General features: G+C 64.8%; 15 protein-coding genes. 6 read left to right on the forward strand and 9 right to left on the reverse strand.

Going from position 1 to position 19,296, the window contains the following annotated elements; translation table 11 throughout:
* Positions 1–31: 31 nt before the first annotated feature.
* Complete coding sequence (gene hpnI / locus E1956_RS28805; protein ID WP_418789321.1) at positions 32–1,276, reverse strand: bacteriohopanetetrol glucosamine biosynthesis glycosyltransferase HpnI; 1,245 nt, start codon at positions 1,274–1,276, stop codon at positions 32–34.
* A gap of 382 nt (positions 1,277–1,658) precedes the next feature.
* Here hpnI and E1956_RS28810 point away from each other — a divergent pair, with 382 nt between their 5' ends.
* Positions 1,659–2,186, forward strand: coding sequence for a cytochrome b (locus tag E1956_RS28810; RefSeq protein ID WP_134755633.1), 528 nt, complete (start codon positions 1,659–1,661; stop codon positions 2,184–2,186).
* A gap of 29 nt (positions 2,187–2,215) precedes the next feature.
* Here the strand turns inward: E1956_RS28810 and E1956_RS28815 are convergent, their stop codons facing one another.
* The 8 genes from E1956_RS28815 to E1956_RS28850 all read right to left on the reverse strand — a co-directional run bounded on the left by E1956_RS28815 (position 2,216) and on the right by E1956_RS28850 (position 11,988).
* On the reverse strand, positions 2,216–3,142 hold the full coding sequence (locus tag E1956_RS28815) for a LysR family transcriptional regulator (protein ID WP_167760150.1): 927 nt from the start codon (positions 3,140–3,142) through the stop codon (positions 2,216–2,218).
* Positions 3,143–3,247: 105 nt separating this feature from the next.
* Entirely contained in the window at positions 3,248–4,615 is a 1,368-nt protein-coding gene (locus tag E1956_RS28820) for a nucleobase:cation symporter-2 family protein (protein WP_232072061.1), read from the reverse strand.
* An 84-nt stretch (positions 4,616–4,699) separates the two neighbouring features.
* The gene (locus E1956_RS28825) at positions 4,700–5,359 is read right to left on the reverse strand and encodes a glutathione S-transferase family protein (protein WP_134755637.1); all 660 of its coding nucleotides are present in this window, start codon (positions 5,357–5,359) and stop codon (positions 4,700–4,702) included.
* A gap of 10 nt (positions 5,360–5,369) precedes the next feature.
* Positions 5,370–7,106 carry a Rieske 2Fe-2S domain-containing protein gene (locus E1956_RS28830; RefSeq protein WP_134755640.1) on the reverse strand — a complete coding sequence of 579 codons (1,737 nt, stop codon included), beginning with the start codon at positions 7,104–7,106 and terminating at the stop codon, positions 5,370–5,372.
* Between the two features lie 9 nt (positions 7,107–7,115).
* On the reverse strand, positions 7,116–7,976 hold the full coding sequence (locus tag E1956_RS28835; protein ID WP_134755642.1) for an aromatic ring-hydroxylating oxygenase subunit alpha: 861 nt from the start codon (positions 7,974–7,976) through the stop codon (positions 7,116–7,118).
* A gap of 137 nt (positions 7,977–8,113) precedes the next feature.
* Complete coding sequence (locus E1956_RS28840) at positions 8,114–8,551, reverse strand: MarR family winged helix-turn-helix transcriptional regulator (RefSeq protein ID WP_134755644.1); 438 nt, start codon at positions 8,549–8,551, stop codon at positions 8,114–8,116.
* Positions 8,552–8,639: 88 nt separating this feature from the next.
* Positions 8,640–9,056: a universal stress protein gene (locus tag E1956_RS28845; protein WP_134755646.1), complete on the reverse strand. Its 417-nt coding sequence runs from the start codon at positions 9,054–9,056 to the stop codon at positions 8,640–8,642.
* Positions 9,057–10,014: 958 nt separating this feature from the next.
* Complete coding sequence (locus tag E1956_RS28850) at positions 10,015–11,988, reverse strand: APC family permease (protein WP_134755648.1); 1,974 nt, start codon at positions 11,986–11,988, stop codon at positions 10,015–10,017.
* A 580-nt stretch (positions 11,989–12,568) separates the two neighbouring features.
* Between E1956_RS28850 and E1956_RS28855 the strand changes: the two genes are divergently transcribed.
* The 5 genes from E1956_RS28855 (at position 12,569) to E1956_RS28875 (ending at position 19,191) form a co-directional block, all read left to right on the forward strand.
* Positions 12,569–13,120, forward strand: coding sequence for a fimbrial protein (locus E1956_RS28855; protein WP_134755650.1), 552 nt, complete (start codon positions 12,569–12,571; stop codon positions 13,118–13,120).
* A 97-nt stretch (positions 13,121–13,217) separates the two neighbouring features.
* A complete protein-coding gene (locus E1956_RS28860; protein ID WP_134755652.1) occupies positions 13,218–13,976 on the forward strand; it encodes a fimbrial biogenesis chaperone in 759 nt (252 codons plus the stop codon).
* A 1-nt stretch (position 13,977) separates the two neighbouring features.
* A complete protein-coding gene (locus E1956_RS28865; protein WP_232072063.1) occupies positions 13,978–16,761 on the forward strand; it encodes a fimbria/pilus outer membrane usher protein in 2,784 nt (927 codons plus the stop codon).
* A gap of 140 nt (positions 16,762–16,901) precedes the next feature.
* Positions 16,902–18,317, forward strand: a complete 1,416-nt coding sequence (locus tag E1956_RS28870; RefSeq protein ID WP_232072065.1) for a fimbrial protein — start codon at positions 16,902–16,904, stop codon at positions 18,315–18,317.
* A 79-nt stretch (positions 18,318–18,396) separates the two neighbouring features.
* Positions 18,397–19,191: a fimbrial biogenesis chaperone gene (locus E1956_RS28875; RefSeq protein WP_167760151.1), complete on the forward strand. Its 795-nt coding sequence runs from the start codon at positions 18,397–18,399 to the stop codon at positions 19,189–19,191.
* Positions 19,192–19,296: the final 105 nt, after the last annotated feature.

A 19,296-nucleotide genomic window follows, 5' to 3' on the forward strand; every position in this document is an offset into this window, starting at 1 on the left:
CTATTCATCTACTACGAAGCTCGATGCTTTTTCATTTTTCGTGAACGGGCGACAGCATCCCGTTTGCGTCGACGCGAAAACGCGTCCCGCGCCATACCACGCCCGACGAGCAGAAACTCGCGAGATAGATCGCGAACTGAACCGCATCCCAGATCGGCAGGCACAGCAGCCCGCTGCCCTTTTGCCCGGTTGCGCGGTCGGTCCTCCAGACCAGCAGCGCGCGGGCGAACAGCGCGACGCCGGCCAGCGCCCACGCGGCCGGCGCGCCGCCCGAGAAGGCCACCGCGAGCAAGGCGAGCGCCAGCGGATGCATGAACACCGCGCCGAGATGCCCGGAGCGGTCCGCCGCGCGAATGGTGCGGCTCCAGCGCAACTCGTGCGCGAAGAGCTTGGAGAACGTATTCTCCACGCAAGCGTGCTGCACCACAATGGGCGGAATGGCGACGGTGGCGCCCGCGCGCCGCACGGCTTCGCCTACCGCGTGGTCTTCGGCCAGGTGGTGAGCGAACTGGGCGAGACCGCCGATGCGCGCGAGCATATCCCGCGTCATCGCGATGGACTGGCCGAAACACGGCCGCGCGCGCCCGAGCGCGAGCCCCGTGACCACGCCCGGCAGGAAATGGTAGTTGGTCAGCGCCGCAGCCAGGCGGGGCCAGAACCCGGGCGCGCAGAGGCCGCGGTAGACCGTCGTCACGAGGCCCACGCCCGGTTGCTGCAGGGTCCCGACGATCTGGCGAAGATAGTTGCGCTCGACATAAACGTCGCTGTCGGCGAAGCAGAGCACCTCATGCTCGGCCTTCTCCAGCATGTTCACGAGATTCGCGATCTTGCGGTTGGGCCCGTACAGGCGCGCGTCGGCCACCACGGTGACATGCGCGTCGGGATAGCGCTCGCGCAGCCTTTCGACGGCGGCGAGCGCGGGGTCGCACGAATCATGCACGCCGAACAGATACTGCACTGGCCCCGGATAATCCTGGTCGAAGAAACTGGCGAGATGGGCTTCGAGCCGCCATTCGTCGCCGTGCAGCGGCTTGACGATCGTGACGGCGGGAAAGCGCGCCGGCACCGCCACGCCGCGCGCGAAGAAGCGGCCGATCAGCCGGCAGGCCGTCACCGTATAGACAATGCCGAAGATAGCGCCCAGGCCGCAGAGGCCCGCAATGAATTGGGCGAATAGATGTGCAACCGTCACTAGCGTCAAATGGCCTGGCACGAGTGCAACCGACGCGATATCGATCGTAGCCGTGGGCGCTACCATGCGGCCGCCCGCTCGCACCGGCGTTCGGGGGTCGGAAAGACGGCTCGTCGCAAATCGATCGTTGCTGAAATCATTGCCAGGCACACTCCGGTGCGTTTTGCGGGGACGCGGGGCTGCCAAAACACGATGCCTCCCCTACGAATGCCAATTTGCCGGTCCTGTGCGCCACCGGCCAGAAGGCCCGGGTGCCGCACAGGACCGCGCTTGACGAGAGTACCAGCGTTTTCTGACGAAAAGATTAATTGGCCCTCGGGACTTATACCGAAGCGCCCCCAATTTGTACATGGCTCCGCGGCGCGAGCGCGAGCGCTTCACACGCCGGCCTGCCCCCTTAATACTCCGTTAACCGTTGCCTCCCTACAATCCGGCCTCGAATCAGCTCCCCTGAATCGAGGTCACCATGCAAACCCCGTTACGATACGATGCAGTCGCCCGTCTTCTTCACTGGCTCGTCGTGGCCCTCGTCGGCGCGCAGTTCGTGCTCGGCTGGACCATGCCCGACGTCCACCGCGATACGCAGCCCGTCGGCCTGATTGCCGCCCACCTGATTGTCGGCACCGCGCTGCTTGCCGCCATGGCGCTACGGATTCTTTGGCGCGCCACGCATCGCCCGCCCGCCGGCGAGCTCTCGGGGCCATTGCGCGCCCTCTCCTCGCTCACCCATGGCGCGCTTTACGTGCTGCTCGTCACGGTTCCGGTGCTCGGCTGGATCAACGCTTCGTCGCGGGCCTGGCCGCTCACGCTGCTCGGTGTCGTGCCGCTCCCCGCGCTCTCGCCCGCCGGCTCGCCTTTCGGGCATGCCATGGGCGACATCCACGGCATCCTCGCGTGGGCATTGTTCGCGCTGATCTGCCTGCATGTCGCCGCGGCCCTGCTGCATCGCTTCGTCTTCCGCGATCGCACCCTGCAACGCATGGCGCTGTGGTGAGCGGCAGGCCCGCCAGGTTTGAATGAGGCTTACGCGGCTGCCGCCAACTGCCCGGTCAGTTGCCCGGCCGCGGCCGCGATTTCCCCGCGCAACCATCGGTGCGCGCCCGACGTATGCCGGCGCGCGTGCCAGACCGCCGATACCGTGAACGGCGCCATTTGCACGGGCGGCTCGAGCACCTGAATCGGCAGATTGCCGACGATGCGCCGCGCGGTCAGCTCGCCGATCATGCCGATCATGTCCGATTGCGACACCAGCAAATGCGCGAGCATGAAATGCGGGACCGTCACGGCCGTGCTCACGCGAATGCCGAGATGCTCGTAGAACGCGTCCACGGCCTCCTTCACGGCGCCGTAATGGCCGCTCACGCGGATGTGCCGGCCGGCACGGAACTGCTCGACGGACAGGCTCCCTTGAATCTGCGGATGCCCGGCGCGCACGATCGACTTGAGCCGGTCGGTGAAGAGCTTGCGCACGTAGTAGTTCGACGGCGCGGCGTCCTCGTTCCAGAGCACGAGGTCGAGCGTGCCCTCGCGCAGCGCGGCCAGATCGTTCTCGGGTTCGAGCGGCTTGACGTTGAGCGCGATGCCGGGCGCGGCCACGCTCAAGCGGTCCATGAGCACGGGCAGCAGCAGCAAGCCGATGTAGTCGGTGGTGGCGACCTCGAACGTGCCTTCGAACGCGGCGGGATCGAAGGCGTCGTCCGACTCGATCAGCGCGCCCATGGCGGCCAGCGCGCGCTGCAGCGGCTCGGCCAGTTCCAGGGCGCGCGGCGTGGGCGCGATGCTGCGCCCGGCCGTGACGAAAAGCGGATCGTGAAACAGGTCGCGCAAGCGGTTGAGCGTGTGGCTCACGGCCGATTGCGTCATGTTCAACTGCCGCGCCGTGCGCGTGACGTTGCACTCCCTGAGCAGCGTTGCGAATAGCTGCAGCGATTTCAGGTCGACGTTGTGCAATCCTCCTCCTTCTGGGTCCTGTTCACGCGAGCGTGCGGCTCGCGCGGGGAGGATGGCACGCCGGCGCGGCTTTGCCAATTCGGCACAACCCGCTCAGGGATGGGTCTACGCGGTTTCGATCGGCGCGAACGCGGCTTTCTCGGCTTTCGAGCCTTTCAGTAAATTGAAGAACAGGTTCAGCACGACCGCCGTCACGGCCGCGAGCAGGATGCTGCTGTGAAGCAAGGGCGCGAGCTGTTGCGGAAACCGGTTGAAGAACTCGGGGTTGACGACCGGCAGCAGACCCACGCTCACGCTGATCGCCACGATATAGGCGTTGAAGCGGTTATGCGTAAAGTCGACCTGGGCGAGAATGCGCACGCCGCATGCCGCGATCATGCCGAACATGATGAGGCCTCCGCCGCCGAGCACGCAGGCGGGCACCGAGGCCACGAGCGCCGACATCTTCGGCACGAGCCCCATGACCATGAGCAGCACGGCGCCAACCGCGCAGACCCAGCGGCTGCGCACGCCGGTGATGCTCACGAGCCCGATGTTCTCCGCATACGAGGTATAGGGAAAGATGTTGAACAGCGCGCCGAGCAGCGTGCCGGCGGCGTCCGCCCGAAAGCCGTTGGCCATCTCCCTGGCGCCCACCGGCTTGCCGGTCATCTCGCCCACGGCGACGAACATGCCGGTCGCCTCGATGAACGTCACGAGCATCACGATCGACATCGCCACGCTGGACCACAGATCGAACTTCGGCGCGCCGAAATGAAACGGCATCACCATGCCGAACCACGCCGCCCGATGCACGGCGGAGAAGTCGATCGTGCCGGTGAGCGCCGTGAGTCCCACGCCGAAGACGATGCCGAGCAGGACCGCGATATTGCGCACGAAGCCGTTGAAGTACTTCGTGACCACGAGAATGAACGCGAGCACGAGGAACGACATGCCGATCAGATGCGGGCTGCCGTAGTCGGGGTTGCCGATGCCGCCGGCGACCCAGCTCGCGCTCACGCCCATCAGGCACAGGCCCACCACGAGGATCTCGGTGCCGATCACCACGGGCGGGAAAAAGCGCAGGAGTCTCGCCATCAGCGGCGCGGCCAGCAAACCGAAGATGCCCGAGCAGATCATCGAGCCGAAGATGCCCGGCAGGCCGAGCGCGGGATTCGAGGCAATCGCGATCATCGGCCCGACGCTCGTGAACGTCACGCCCATCATGATCGGCAGGCGGATGCCGAAATTCTTGAAACCCACCGACTGAATGAGCGTCACGAGCCCGGAGACGAACAGGTCGACGCTGATGAGATAGGTCACCTGATCTTTGGGGAGCTTGAGCGCCATGCCGATAATGAGCGGCACGGCGATCGCGCCCGTGTACATCACCATCACGTGCTGCATGCCGAGCAGCGCGAGCCGCCCCGCGGGCAGCACTTCGTCGACGGGTTCCCGCGAGTCCGCGGGCAGATAGCGCTTCGATTGAGCCATGTAATCCTCCCCGCGGTATGCGGTATGTGCGTTGGAATGGAATGAACCCGGCCATCCGGGCGCCGGTTCATCAACTGCGATTGATCAGGATGGCTTATTAGATTGAATCGCGGCAGCGCCTGGAAAGATGCCGGCCATCACGACAAAGCCAGGCAGCGCCTTGACCCGGTCGGTCCAGCGGCGAATCGCCGGGTAGTCGATGAGCGAGATGCCGCCCTCCTCCGCGAGCATCGCGTAGGGAAAGCAGGCGATGTCGGCGATCGTCGGACGCGCGCCGGCGCAAAGCCAGCCGTCGTCTTCCCGCTCGGCAAACCAGAGCCGCTCGTCGAGCACGCGAAAGAGCGCGTGCGCGCCGCTGCGGGCCGCATCGGCATCGATGTCGTAGCCGAAGACCTCGGCCAGACGCGCGGCCGAGGCGGTGCCGGTCATGCCGTCGGCGAACGCCAGCCACATGTTGACCTCGGCGAGCCGGCGCGGGTCGTCGGTCGGATACCAGCAGCGGCTCGCGTCGTAGCGCGCGGCCAGATAGCCGAGGATGGCCTGGGCATCGCGCAGCACGAAGCCGTCGTCGTCGAGCACGGGCAACTGGCCCAGCGGATTGAGCGCGAGAAAGGCCTCCTGCTTGTGCGCCCTGGCCGGATGGAATTCGACCTCGACGCGTTCGTAGGGCAATGGCAGGAGGCTCATCATCAAGCGCAGCTTGTAGCAGTTGCCCGAGAGTTCGTAGTCGTAGAGCGTAATCACGGTCGCTTCCTTAAAGGTCGAGGATCAGCAGGTCGGAACGGCTACGCGAGACGCACGCGAGCAGGCAGTGGCCGCGCTCTTTTTCTTCGCTGGAGAGGTAGACGTCGCGGTGCTCGGGCTCGCCCTGCGCGATACCCACGCGGCACGTGCCGCACACGCCCTGCTCGCACGACGTGGGCACGGCCACGCCGCGCGCCTGGATGGCATCGGCGAGACTCACGCCGGCCGGCACGACGAACTCCTCGCCGCTGCGTTGCAGGCGCACGCGAAACGGCTGATCGCCGGCATGCGAGACCTCGTTGGCAAACAGTTCGAAGTGAACGTGCGAATCGGGAAATCCCATCGCGTGTGCGTTCTCGCGCGCCAGATCGATTAGCGGGCGCGGGCCGCATACGTAGACATGCGCGCCGGCCATGGCGTCGCGCAATGCGTGACGCGCGGCTTCGGCGGTTCGGGCGGTGTCCAGCCCCGTGTGCAATTGCACATGCGAGAGCCCGGCAAGGCGGCTCGCAAACGCCAGGTGCTCGCGGCTGCGGACGAAATTGTGCAGCCGGTACGGCACGCCGGCATGCTGCAATGCGCTGGCCATCGCGAGAATCGGCGTGATGCCGATGCCGCCGGCGATCAACACTGCGGGCGCGCCCTCCACGAGGCGGAAATGGGCTTTGGGCGGCGAGACGAGAATTGTTGCCCCCACCTCCAGCGCATCGTGCAGCGAGCGCGAGCCACCGCGCGAGGCGCTTTCGCGTTTCACGCCGATCACGAAGCGCTCGCGCTCGCCCGGCGCGTTGACGAGCGAGTACTGACGCACGCAGCCGGCCGGCGTCTGCACGTCGATGTGCGCACCGGGCTCCATCGGCAGCGACGCGATTTCAGGCGCGCTCAACTCGAACGCGACAATGTCCTGCGCGGTGACCTCGCGCCGCAGAACCGTCGCGCGCAGCCAGCGCTTTGCGTTATCCGCAGTGTTCGAGCGCACCGAAATCGGAATAATACGTTGCGAACGCAACGATGCAGGTGTTTGCGTGTTGCGCTCTACTGTGCGGCGCAACGCACTCAGCAAACGATTGTGGAAGCGCGGCAGATTGATATTCGCTGCACCATTCAAGGCGGCATTGCCGTGCACGACCGTTCGCACAGCAGTGGCCGGTTGCAGCCAGAACTGGACCGAATGCGCGCCATCGGCGCTTTGCCAGGCGATGTCGAAGCGATCGCCGCGCCGGAGCGCGCGAGCGCTCCCGGGCATCGCTTTGGCATCCGCAAGGGCATACGAGGCGAGCGCATCGGCCACGGCATCGAGTGGCGCGTCGAATGGCAGACTGCGCAGCGGCACGCCGGGCGCGGCGGGATCGTCGTGGGCATCGGCAAAGCCGTCGTTCGCTGTCGCGTCGAGATTGACCCACAGGCAAGCGTCTTGCTCCGCGATCGGGAACGTTCGCGCGCACAGGCTCGCCGGAGGCTGCCCCTGCAAGGACGCCGGAATACGCGTGCAGCGCCCGTCACCGGCGCGGTATTGCCAGCCGTGGTATTGGCAGCGCAAAGTCGCGCCCGTGTTCGTGCCCAGCGTGAAGCGCACGCTGCGATGGGGGCAGCGGTTTTCCCATGCGTTGACGGCGCCGTCGTCGGCGCGCCACAGCGCAAGCTCCACGCCGTGCAACTGGGTGTGAAAGACGTGCCGCAACGGCACGTCGGTGGCGCGGCCCACCATGTGCCAGCCGCTCGGGAGCGAGGTTGTCGTTTGATCCATGATCGAGACTCAATGCGCAGCGGATGAAGGGGTGCGGAACGTGCCGTAGGCCACGCTGCGCTCGCGCAGCCAGCGCCGGTAGGCCACCGACATGGCGTCGGCGCGCGTGGGCACTTCGAACGCCGGATCGAGCGGCAGCGTGCGCGGCACGTGATTGGACAAGATCATGAGGTCCTGTCCGAAGATGGTTTGCTGGAAAAGCCTCAGGCCGCTGTCCGAGGTGGTGTCGTCGAGATAGACCAGCACCGTATGCGCAATGCAACGGCTCTCGTCAACGGGCTGCACGAACAGGCAAATGACGTCGCGCCGCGCGCTCTGCTGCGGGCTGGTCTTGTAGAGCATGGCCGTGAACGGACGCGCGACGCGGTACACATAGTGCGCGTCGATGCCCGTCTGCGCGGAGGCCGCGCTCATCGGCTGATAAAAGCGGCAGTCGCGCGCGAAGAGCTCCCCGCCTTCGTTCTCGACGCGGTACGGCGCGACCTCGGTGTGCGGCTCTTCGCCGAGCAAGCCGGTGTGCACATAGGGGAAATGCGCCATGTCGAGAAAATTCTCGATCACGCGCAGCCCGGACGCGTGTACGGCAAACGAGCCCGCACCCAGAATGCGCCGGTCGGGCTCGTCGAATTCGGGCAGCGCGAACATGTCGGCGGGCGGATCGCCGAGCGAAATCCACACGGTGTGGAACCGCTGCTGCACGCGGCAGGGTTTCCCCGTATCCGTGCGCGTGGCCCGCACGGCGCCTGTGCCGTCGAGCAGGTACTCGAGCGGCGCGCCGAGCAGGCGCGTCGAATACGCCACGCCCGGCTTCACATCTTCTATCACCGCAACCGGATACCACTCGTCCAGAACGGCCGCTTCAATGCTCATCTGTCGCTCTCCCATGCCAGTCGCGCATTCGATGCGCGGTGGGAGAACGGTAGAGGCTTCAAAAAACCGCAGCCAACGCTATTCCTTCATGCGAGGTATGAACAATTTCGATGGGTCGTGGCGTCTATCCGCCAGGCTCAGTCGCCGGCGAATTTGCGCAACAGCCGGCAGAGTTCATTGAACTCGGCCTTGGAGAATTTGCGCAAGCGCGCGTTCAGCACTTTGGGTGCGATCTGCGGAATCTGCGCGGCGACGGCCACGCCCTCTTGCGTCAATGCGAGGTTCACGACGCGACGGTCCTCGACGCTGCGCGAGCGCTCGACCAGGCCCTTGGTTTCGAGCTTGTCGAGCAGGCGCGTCATCAGGCCCGTATCGATTCCGAGCAGCTTCGAAAGCTCGAAGGGCGTGCTGGCGGCGCCCACGCTGATCGACAGCAAGACCCCCATTTGCGGGCTCGTGATGCCCAGCTCTTCGAGCGCTGTGTCCATCTCGGAGGCGATCAGATTACGCGCCTTCGAAAGGGCGAAGCCCACGCTCTCCGTGAGCGTGAAGTTCTTTGACGTGTAGTGATCCATTGGGCAGCTCCGTTGCGCATTATTGATGGCAACAATAGCTGCAAGGTCAGATTGGGTCAAGGCGACCCGGCGCGGCGTTTGTGCTGCGCTACTGCACCAGCGTAACGGGCGTATGCATGAGGCGGCGCAACCGCGCGAGCACGCTCCATTTGCGCAAGAAGCCCAGGCCGCTTGCATCGAGCACCACGATGTCGGCACGGCCGCGCTCGACTGATGAAGCGATCACGCGTTCGGGTGGCCCGAACACGCGCGTCCAGGTGTAGGGCACGCCGGCATCATCGAGAATCGCGCGCGTTTGCAAAAGCGCGTCTTGCATCGCCTGCTTTTCGCGGCGCCGCAATGCGCCGATCGAGTGGAAGGCCACGCTGCGGTCGTAGGCGGGGTCGTCGAGCACTTCGACGATTTCTACTTCCGATACGCAGCGCTCCGCGAAAAGGAAAGCGCCGTGGCGCGCCGCTTCTCGTGCGCCGTGGCGGTCGATGATGGGAATGAGCAGTTTCAACACCTGGAGTCTCGTGGAGGTTTTTGGAGCGGTTGATGCCCGCTCTGGCATCGGGTGCGTGTCCTGTGCGTCTACATGTACGATACTGCTCTGCACCGCAAAGCATCGCAAAGATTGCACGCGATGGTGCATAAATTGTGTAAACATTTGGGGAATCGGGGTCACGATTCTCTTGTGTCGCTTTTTCTTCGTGAGCCGTTTGAAGGTGTGGTTCTTTGTGGTGTTGGCCTTAACTTGTTTTCGCGGCGGGCCGCAGGCGTTGCCCCTGTGCGGGGCGGCACCTACTTTTCTTTGCAGCCGCAAAGAAAAGTAGGCAAAAGAAAGCGGCTCAAACCGCCAGTGTGACGCTGTCCACCACTGCCCTGTCCTTCGGAGCGGCTCCGGGGCATCCGTCTCCTCGCACACTCCGCGTTAGTGACAAAGGGCTCATTCTTCCCGCCTCGCGCTACGCGCGGGCGGAACGGTATGCATGGAAAACCGAGCGGGCTGCGTGGCGAATGCGCGAAGTTCTTCCCGGCAAATTGGCGATTGCGCAGGAATGGTTCCGGGCGAATATGCTGGAGTCCTACTGATACGCGAGAGTGCTTCCGCATTAATACGTTGGAATTCCCCGAATACGCGTCTATCCCAATGGTTCTGAGTATGCCCCACGGCGCGCGCAGCGCCGCCGGACGGATGAGCCCTTAGTCACTCCGCTATACGCCCCATGATGGCAGACGCCCCGGAGCCGCTCCGATATACAGGGCAGTGGTCCACTGCGTCACACTGGCGGTTTGAGCGGCTTTCTTTTGCCTACTTTTCTTTGCCGCGGCAAAGAAAAGTAGGTGCCGCCCCGCACAGGGGCAACGCCTGCGGCCCGCCGCGAATACAAATTTTGTCCAAAAAACAGCCAAATTCCAGCCAACCGAGTTGGCACCCCCTACGCGATAGGTACTACGCCCCTGGACTCGTGCGCCTCGAGTCACCCCACATTCATCGGCAGAAGCACCATCTGCTTGCCCTGCAGATGCAACCGCGACTGTATTTCGACAGGCGTCTGATTATGCAGCCATGCGGTCAGGAAGCTCACGCGCCTGAAGATCAGCTTGCTCGCAAAGCAGACGCTATTCGGATACTCGTCCATCGTCTTCTCGGCGAGGTTCATGAACTCGAGCACCGGATGCGTCCCAAAGGCCACGCGGTAGTCGGCGGCAATGCCATGCCGCCGGCAGTGCGCCATGTAGTACTCGAGCGAGGAGATCATGGTGTGCTTGAGGCGCTCGAGATGCTCGGCGCCCTCGTAGCTTTGCGCATCCACTTCGCCCACTGCGAGAAAGATCACGTTCTTGAAGTGGCCGGGAAAAAGCCGGTTCACCCACAGCAGCGCATGCATGCTCGCACCGCGATGCTTGCCCACAAGCAGGATCGCCGTCGGCTGCGCCGGATCGAGCGCGAGCGCCGCTTGCTGAGCATCCACTTCAGGCGCCTGCCCGGCGAACAGCGCATCTTCGCGCGCCAGTTGTGCGCGCGTATCCGAGTAGTGGCGCTTGATGAAGAAGCACAGCGCCACGACGGCGCTCGTCACGAGTACGGTCAGCCAGCCGCCTTCGGTGAATTTTTCGACCAGCGTGATCACGAGCACCGTCGCGGTCACGGAAAGCCCCAGCGCCGATAGCAAGAAATGCTTGAGCCAGTGCTGCCCGTCGCGCCGATGCTGCCACCAGTACGTGCACATGCCGAGCAGCGAGAGGCTGAAGGTCAGGAACACGTTGATGCTATAGAGCACCACCAGCACGGAAACATCGCCGTGCGTCCACAGCAGGATCACGAGACTCGCCACGCCCATCACGATGATGCCGTTCTGCCTCACGAGGCGCGTGGAGAGATCGCGGAAGTGGCGCGGCACCCAGGAGTCGACGGCCATGTTAGAGAGCACGGCGGGACCGTCGAGAAAGCCCGTTTGCGCGCCCACGAGCAAGAGCCCCGCTTCGAACGCGAGCACGGCCGCCAGCAGCGCATGACGCGCGAACGACGAGCCAAGCCCCAGATGGTCGATCACGCTGCCGAACACCACCGCGTTGAGCGTCTCGCCCTCGACGGGCTTCGCGTGCCACAGCATATAGAGCAGGATGATGCCGCCCGCCGTAAACGCCAGCGAAGATGCCATGTAGGTCATCGTAAGCTTGCCGTTGGGCACGCGCGGCTCGGCGAGCATGTTCACGTTGTTCGAGACGGCTTCGAGACCGGTATAGGTCCCGCCGCCGAGCGAGAACGCGCGCATGAGGAGCGCAACCACCACGAGCGGCCCGAGCGCGTGCGCCATGCCATGCGCCTCGCCTACGGCGTCCGGCACGATGCTCGCGAGATGGCTGCCATGCACCACCACGCCATAGACGATCAGCCCCGCATGCAGCACGACGAAGCCGATGAAGATCGGCAGCAGCACCAGGATCGACTCGCGCATGCCGCGGAAATTGAGTCCCGTCATGAGCACGATGAGGATCAGCTCGGTCACGAGCTTGATCGACTGCGCGCCAACCGGCAACAAGCTGAAGAATGCATCGACGCCGCTCGCAAGCGAGGTCGCCACCGTCAGCACGTAATCCACGAGCAGCGCGGCGCCCGAGACAAGGCCCGGACGCGGCCCGAGCAGCGCGGTCGCGACGCGGTAGCCTCCTCCGCCCGTGGGGAACAGTTCGATGACCTGGTTGTAGCCGAGCGCGATGATGAAGACCGTCAACGCGGTGGCGAGCGCGAGAAAGAGCGCGAGCGCGTGGTGCTGGCCGAGCGCGAGGAACGCTTCCTCCGGGCCGTAGCACGATGACGAGAGACCGTCCGCGCCGAGCCCCACCCATGCGAGCAGGGGCGTCACGGCAATGGCGTGGCGCGTTCGGGGGTCGAGCGGGTCGAGCGGCGCACCGACAAGCAGGCGCCAAACCTTGTTGTGCGCAGCCATGGCTCCTCCACTCCGGCGGGACAGGCGCGAATCATTCTGCCATAGCGGCTATGCAAGGTTGCCAGGGATAAACGAGGGTCTGGCGCTACACGCATATTTCAATTCGCTTGCAGAATACTTGCCGACTGCCCTTCACGCATGGATTCCCGATCGATCCGCAAATGGCCACTGGCGATCGTCGATCGAGACTGGCAGCGCGCCGGTATCGGGTCGGCACTAATTACATCGTCATCCTTATTATCGATCACGGAGTTTCCCGGTCCCCTCCCGTCCAGTTTCAAGACACGAGCACGCGTTACGCATTGCGTGCGACAGGCGATCTCGGACCAGCACGGGCTGATCGTCGCGGCGAGAACACTTGCGCGCCACCCGTGCGACGGCCATACGCTGGCCGAACAAGTTGAACACACTTCCCCGCTCTGACAGACGCACCGACATTCGGCGACCTTATATCAAAAAAACAGCCTTCACATCTCATTTTTCTAGGTTACACAGCCAGTGATTCCAGGAAAAGTCCTATCCATTTTGAGAACACCGACGCCTATTCTCATCAATTCCACCACCAAAATAGGAATAGTCAATGACGCTTAACAAAAAGATCGCCGCGATCGCATGGGTTGCGGCTGCCATCGCTCCGGCCATGGCGTTCGCAGGCAGCGCGAACACCATCAACTTCCAGGGCGAAGTGACGACCCAGACCTGCGCGGTCACGGTCAACGGCAACGCGGCGAATCCGACGGTGCTCCTGCCCACCGTCTCGACCGCGGATCTCGCGACGGCGGGCAGCAACGCCGGCATGACCAACTTCACGGTCGGCGTGACCGGCTGTACGTCGGTGTCGAGCGCGACGCCGATCAAAACGGTGTTCGTCGGCAACCAGGTCGACAGCAACGGCAACCTCGGCAACACGGGTACCGCGGGCGGCGTGGCGCTGCAACTGCTGGATCCCACCGCGCCGTCCACGCCGTTCAGCCTGCTCGGTGCCACGGGCTATGCCGCTACCGGTCTGAACCTCGCTGCTGGCTCAACCTCGGCGACGTACAACTACGCTGTTCGCTACTACAGCGCAGTGGGTACTGCGACCGCCGGTTCGGTGCTTGGCAGCGTGCAGTACGCAGTCAGCTACCAGTAAGACTGAACGCCTGTCCCTCCGGTCCCGGCGTCCAGCGTCGGGACCGGAGACTTCCGGGCCCAGTGTCTCAATCGTTGCGCAAAGAAGGTAATACGGCATGACATGGTTCAACGCGAAACTATTCAAGGTGATGGCGCCGCTGGCACTGGCGGCGCAACTCGGCAGCGCGTCGGCCAGCGTCGTCATGCCCGCGACCCGGGTGATCTACCCCGCCGACGCGCGCGAGCAGACCGTGCAGTTCACGAGCCAGAATGACTCGCCCAGCGTCATGCAGATCTGGGTCGACTCCGGCGATCCCGAGTCCACGCCGCAGACCGCCGACGCTCCCTTCATCGTCACGCCGCCGGTTTTCAGGATCAATCCGAAAGCCGGGCAAACCGTTCGCCTCGTATTTACCGGCAAGGCACTGCCCCAGGATCGCGAATCGGTGTTCTACCTGAACACCCTCGAGATCCCGTCCATCAACCGTGCTTACGCCGACCAGAACCAGATGCTGGTGATGCTGCGCAACCGGCTCAAGGTTTTCTATCGCCCGGCAGGCATCGTGGGCAGCGCGCAGAAAGCGCATGAGCAGTTGAGCTTCCAGCTCGAGCGCGAAGCCGGCACATGGCGTGTGAGCGCGAACAACGGTTCGGGCTACTACATATCGCTCACCGATGGCAGAATCGTGAGCGGCTCGCAGGCCGCGAGCTTCACTCCGTCCATGGTCGCGCCGCATGCCGCGCAAAGCTGGAAGGTCGAATCCGCGCGCATCAATGAGAGCGCCCCGCTACGCGTGAAAGTGAAATACGTCGACGACTACGGTGCAATCCGTGACGCCGAGTATCCGCTCACCGTCACGGCGGGCAAGAACTGAGATGGAGCGTTCGCTACACGTCGCGGCGCGCCCTGCACGCCGCGCAGCAAGACACGTCCCGACAAAAGACCGGCATCCGGCCACGAGGCTGTCGCTGAGCGTGGTCGCGCTCGGTTTCGCAGTGCCGGCGCTGCCGGTGTTCGCCGCGCCTGTCGATATCGACGCCAGTGACTCCGGCATGGCCGCGGCGTCCACGCCCGAATACAACTTCGACAACCGGCTTCTGCTCGGCTCGGCGCTGGGTGTGGCCGACATCGAGCGCTACAACAAGGCGAGCGTCGTCGACCCAGGCCGCTATCAGGTGGATCTCTACCTGAACAGCAATTTCATCTCGCGCAAGGCCGTCGAGTTTCGCGCGGTCCAGGACGGCGAGGTCTACCCGTGCCTCAGCGATGCTTTCCTGCGTGACAGCGGCGTGCTCGTCTCCGGCATCAAGTCCGGCGACGCCCCGGTCAATGCCGCGCCCGCCGAGGCGCCGCTGCCCGACAGCCACAGCGGCATGACCGCCGGCGCGGATCAGGCCGGCGGCACGGACACGCCCGGGGAATGCCTGCCGCTCGCGAGGCGCATCGATGGCGCGTCCACGGCATTCGACCTGTCGCGGTTGCGCCTCGATATCAGCGTCCCCCAGGCGTTGATGAAAAGCACGCCGCGCGGATCGATCGACGTCAAGAGCCTCGACGCTGGCCAGACCATGGCCTACGTCAATTACGACACCAACTACTACACGTCTTCGTCACTTGGCTACCACGCGAACTCGTTCTACGCGGGCCTGAACGCGGGCGTGAACATCGGCCTCTGGCGCCTGCATCAGCAGTCCGCCTTCAGCTATTCGGACGCCGGCAATTTCCACTACTCGCGCTGGAACAACATCCGCGCCTATGCCGAGCGGCCCCTGCCGCAAATCGGCAGCGATCTCGTCGTCGGACAGAACTTCACCGGCGGCAGCCTGCTGAGTTCGGTCGCCTATACCGGCTTTCATCTCGAAACCGACGAGCGTTCCCTGCCCGATTCGATGCAGGGGTATGCGCCCGTCGTGACCGGCATCGCGAATACCAATGCGCGCGTGGTCGTCAGTCAGAACGGCAATACGATCTATCAGACCACGGTCGCGCCCGGACCATTCAGGATTACTGACCTCAACCCGACCAGCTTCCAGGGCGACCTGACCGTTCAGGTGTTCGAAGCGAACGGGCAAGTGTCCTCGTTCGTCGTGCCGTTCTCGGCCGTGCCGAGCTCGCGGCGCGCGGGCTCGTCCCACTACAGCGTGACGGTCGGCAAGGTGCGCCAGATCGAGGGCGTGAATGCCGCGTTCGCCGACCTCGCCTACGAGCGCGGCCTGACCAACAACGTCACGCTCAACAGCGCCACGCGCCTCGCCAGCGACTACCAGGCGCTGCTCGCGGGCGCGGTGTTCGCCACCCCTGTCGGCGCATTCGGCTTGAACGCGTCGTGGTCGAACGCGCTCGACGTGACCGGTCATTACACCAACGGCTGGCTCGGCTCCGTCACCTACAGCCATACGATCGCGGCCACCCAGACGACCTTCGCGCTCGCCGGCTACCGCTATTCGACGAGCGGCTACCGCGATTTCGTCGACGCGCTCGGCGCGCGAGCCGCCTGGGAGAGCGGCCGGAACTGGTCGTCGAGCACGTACCAGCAACGCAACCAGTTCACGGTCAACGTGAACCAGAACTTCAACAGCTACGGCTCGCTGTCGTTCTCGCTCGGCGTGAGCAACTACTACGGAGCCAAGGCGCGCGATACGCAGTTCCAGATCAGCTACAACAACCATTTCAAGTCGTTGAGCTACAACCTCACGTTCGTGCGCCAGCACACGGGGCCGCTCTATTCGACGAACGGGCCGGACTTCTACACGGGCGGCGGGCAGACGAACGTCCAGACGGGCATGCAGTATCCAACCTCGAACACGCTCATGGCTACCGTGACGATTCCGTTCGGCTCCGGGCCGCGCGCCGCGTCGGTGTCCGGCGGCGTCACGCTCGCCTCGAATTCGAGCAGCACGTACCAGACCTCGGTCTCGGGCATCGCCGACGAGGCGCAGACCGTCAGCTACGGTCTCACGGGCACGGCGCAGGCCGGTGACGGCCAGCGCAGCATCAGCGGCAACATCCAGAAGAACCTCTCGATGATCACGATGGGCGCGAGCTACTCGCAGGGCAACGGCTTCTGGCAAGGCGGCGCCACGGCGCGCGGCTCGGCGGTCGCGCACAGCGGCGGCGTCACGCTCGGCCCGTATCTCGCCGACACGTTCGGCGTGGTCGAGGCCAAGGGCGCCGAAGGCGCGACAGTGCGCAACGGCCAGGGCGCGCAGGTGGACCGCTGGGGCTATGCGATCGTGCCATCGCTCACGCCCTATCGCTACAACGACGTCGCGCTCGACAGCAAGGGCATCGGCACCGGTGCGGAGCTCACGGGCAACCAGCTGCGCGTCGCGCCCTACCCGGGCTCGGCCGTGCTGCTGCGCTTCTCGACGCTGACCGGTCATGCCGTGCTGATCCGCTCCACGCTGCCGGACGGCAAACCCCTGCCGCTGGGCGCGGACGTCCTCAACAGCGACGGCGCCGCCATCGGCATGGTCGGCCAGGGCGGCCAGGTCTATGCGCGCGTGCCTTCGGAGCGTGGCGTCGTCACCGTGAAGTGGGGCGGGCAGCACGAAGACCAGTGCACGATTCCTTATGACGTCAGCGGGCAGGACCCCAAGGCCGCCCTCGTGAACCTGACGGCCGGCTGCGCGCCCGTCGAAGCGTCGGCCAGGCAATGAACGACGCGCTGTTTGACGGGCCGGGACCGGGACCGGGACCGGTGTCGAAGCCGGGCGCGCAGGCGGGCGCTCACCACCACCGGTCGATCATCGACAGACAAGATCCGCAATCGAAGGCACCCACCATGTCCTGCAGATTCATGAATTTCCTTGCACACGCGCTCAGGGCGCATCGAACCGCCTGGCTGACGCTGCTCGCCTGCGCCCTCGGCCTCGGCCTGCCCGCGTCGTCGTGGGCGGTGTCCACGTCAACGGGATGCTACAAGATCACAGGGCTCACCACCGACCCGAACAGCGCGTACTACACCGATCCCGGCACGATCACGACGAACTGGGTAGGCTCGACCGATACGGCGGGACAAGGCGCCTACCCGATGACCGTCACGATCAATACCCCGCCCTTCGTGCCCGACGGCACGCTGCTGGGCAGCGCCATTTCGCCCGTCTACAACATGGGATCGAACGGCGTGGGCACCTACAGCCCCGAGCAGGTCCTGTGGCGCTGCTCGCCCGAGCCTGCCACGGCCAATGGCCTGTTCGAGTTCTACTCGACCAACGGCGACAACGACTATGCCGGCAAGTGGGACGCGAGCGGGGACTCCGGCATTCCCGGCACCTACTACACCTATTACAAGGGCCTCATATCGCGCATCACCAACCTCACGACGGGACAGTACGCCTCGCGCTATTGGGCTGCGCGGCAAATGACGGGCCTCGACAAGGACAGCCAGGGCTGGCTGCTCGTGAAGGCCAAGAACTTCAGCCAGTACAAGCTCGAATTCTTCCAGTGCAGTGTGTGCACCGCCTACTATTCGAACACCTCAACCAACGCGGGCTACTGGAAGTACAACCAGCCGGTGGGTTACGTGGTGTTCGTCGCGCCCAACTTCGGCGGCAACGTTGTGATCGGCGCCGACCACAACGTTGCCTACGACGGGTTTTACAGCCGCTGGCCGGGGGCGATCAACCCCTATAACACCGTCTACATCCGGCGCACGGCAACCTGCGCCGTGACCAATGCCACGCCTGTCGTCAACTTTCCGCTGATTACCGTGAACGATCTGAATCAGGGCCTCACCCGCCAGTTGCCGGTGACGATCCAGATGCAGTGCCAGTCCACGACCCCATCGGGCATGCGCGCCTTCGCGAGCGGCACCGCCGCCAACCAGACCGCGCTAGGCATCCTCGCGCAACCGGCCAACGCACAGGCTGCGGTCACGGCGGGACTCACGACCAGCGGCAGCGGCGTGACCTACCTGCTTTCCGACGGCTACGGCACGGATCCGTCGGTGGCGACTGGCGTCGGCGTCGCGCTAACGAGACCGGGCGGCGGCGCGCTGAACTTCCTCACGAACCAGTACGTCACGCTGGGCGGCACGCAAGACGGCTGGGATGCCGTCCTGAACGACGCGACCTCGACCGGGTCGCCGGGCACGGGATTGACTGCGTACACGCGCCAGATCAACGCGACCTTCAAGGCCATCGCGCCGGGAAAGGTAGCGATCACGCCCGGCCGCTACAACGCCACTGCCCAGGTGATTGTCCGTGTCCAGTAAAGCCAACCGCGACTTGGGTGCTGCTCCGCCTTGCCGTGTTCGCGCACGCGCATCAGGGCCGCGCGGACTTCATGCGAGAGTGGATAGCGAGTGGCCTCTTCGCTTCGCCCGGCTCGGTCGATTCGCCCGCCTCGGCCGCCTCGCGCTCGCCCTGGCGACACTGCTAGCCGCCGCGTGGAGCCTGCCCGCGCATGCGGGCGTGACGCCCGAAGCATCGCGCGTGATTTTCCCCGCCGGCACGACCGAGCAGTCGCTGCAGGTCTTCAACGCCAACACGTATCCCGTGCTGGTGCAGGCCTGGATCGACGACGGCCGCATCGACGCCGTGCCCCAGCAATCGAGCGCCCCGTTCGTGGTCCTGCCGCCGATCTTCCGCATGGCCGCGGGCGACCAGACCAGCCTGCGGATCATCCACTCCGGCGCGAAGCTGCCGTCCGATCGCGAATCGCTGTTCTGGCTCAACCTGTACGAGATCCCAGGCTTGCCCAAGCAGCAACAGCCCAGCAACGCGCAGACCGTCACGGTCACGATGCGCACGCAGTTCAAGGTCTTCGTGCGCCCGGCCGGATTGCCCTACGGGCCGCGCGAACTGCCGAAACGGCTCACCTTCTCGCTTGCGCGGGCCGCGGGCAAACTCACCCTCAAGATCGGGAATCCGACGCCCTACTACGCGAGCTTCAGCGCGGTCCTCGTGAAGGCCGGCGGCCACTCGCAGCAGATCACGCCGGACATGGTCGCGCCGCTCTCCACTGCCACGCTCGCACTCGACTCGCTCGATGCCCAGGCGGGCGAAAGCGCCGAGGTGCTGTTCTCGCTGATCGACGATGACGGCATCCCCGTGGTCGACAGCGTCAAGGCCGAAATCGCGCCTTGACGCAAGCGACAGCACGGTTAGCCGATATCTTCAGGAATCCTGCCGAAAAATGCCCCCTGTTAGCGCTAAACAAGGGCCTGACACCGCAAAAACATTTCAATTTGC

Source organism: Paraburkholderia pallida, assembly GCF_004524855.1.
In the GTDB taxonomy this organism is placed as follows: Bacteria; Pseudomonadota; Gammaproteobacteria; order Burkholderiales; family Burkholderiaceae; genus Paraburkholderia; species Paraburkholderia oxyphila.

What these genes read in the sequence shown, in the direction of transcription:
- E1956_RS28840 (WP_134755644.1), bottom strand. Translation starts at nt 8,551, where the DNA reads ATGGATCACTACACGTCAAAGAACTTCACGCTCACGGAGAGCGTGGGC.
- E1956_RS28865 (WP_232072063.1), top strand. Translation starts at nt 13,978, where the DNA reads ATGGAGCGTTCGCTACACGTCGCGGCGCGCCCTGCACGCCGCGCAGCA.
- E1956_RS28810 (WP_134755633.1), top strand. Translation starts at nt 1,659, where the DNA reads ATGCAAACCCCGTTACGATACGATGCAGTCGCCCGTCTTCTTCACTGG.
- E1956_RS28850 (WP_134755648.1), bottom strand. Translation starts at nt 11,988, where the DNA reads ATGGCTGCGCACAACAAGGTTTGGCGCCTGCTTGTCGGTGCGCCGCTC.
- E1956_RS28860 (WP_134755652.1), top strand. Translation starts at nt 13,218, where the DNA reads ATGACATGGTTCAACGCGAAACTATTCAAGGTGATGGCGCCGCTGGCA.
- E1956_RS28835 (WP_134755642.1), bottom strand. Translation starts at nt 7,976, where the DNA reads ATGAGCATTGAAGCGGCCGTTCTGGACGAGTGGTATCCGGTTGCGGTG.
- E1956_RS28830 (WP_134755640.1), bottom strand. Translation starts at nt 7,106, where the DNA reads ATGGATCAAACGACAACCTCGCTCCCGAGCGGCTGGCACATGGTGGGC.
- E1956_RS28870 (WP_232072065.1), top strand. Translation starts at nt 16,902, where the DNA reads ATGAATTTCCTTGCACACGCGCTCAGGGCGCATCGAACCGCCTGGCTG.
- E1956_RS28820 (WP_232072061.1), bottom strand. Translation starts at nt 4,615, where the DNA reads ATGGCTCAATCGAAGCGCTATCTGCCCGCGGACTCGCGGGAACCCGTC.
- E1956_RS28855 (WP_134755650.1), top strand. Translation starts at nt 12,569, where the DNA reads ATGACGCTTAACAAAAAGATCGCCGCGATCGCATGGGTTGCGGCTGCC.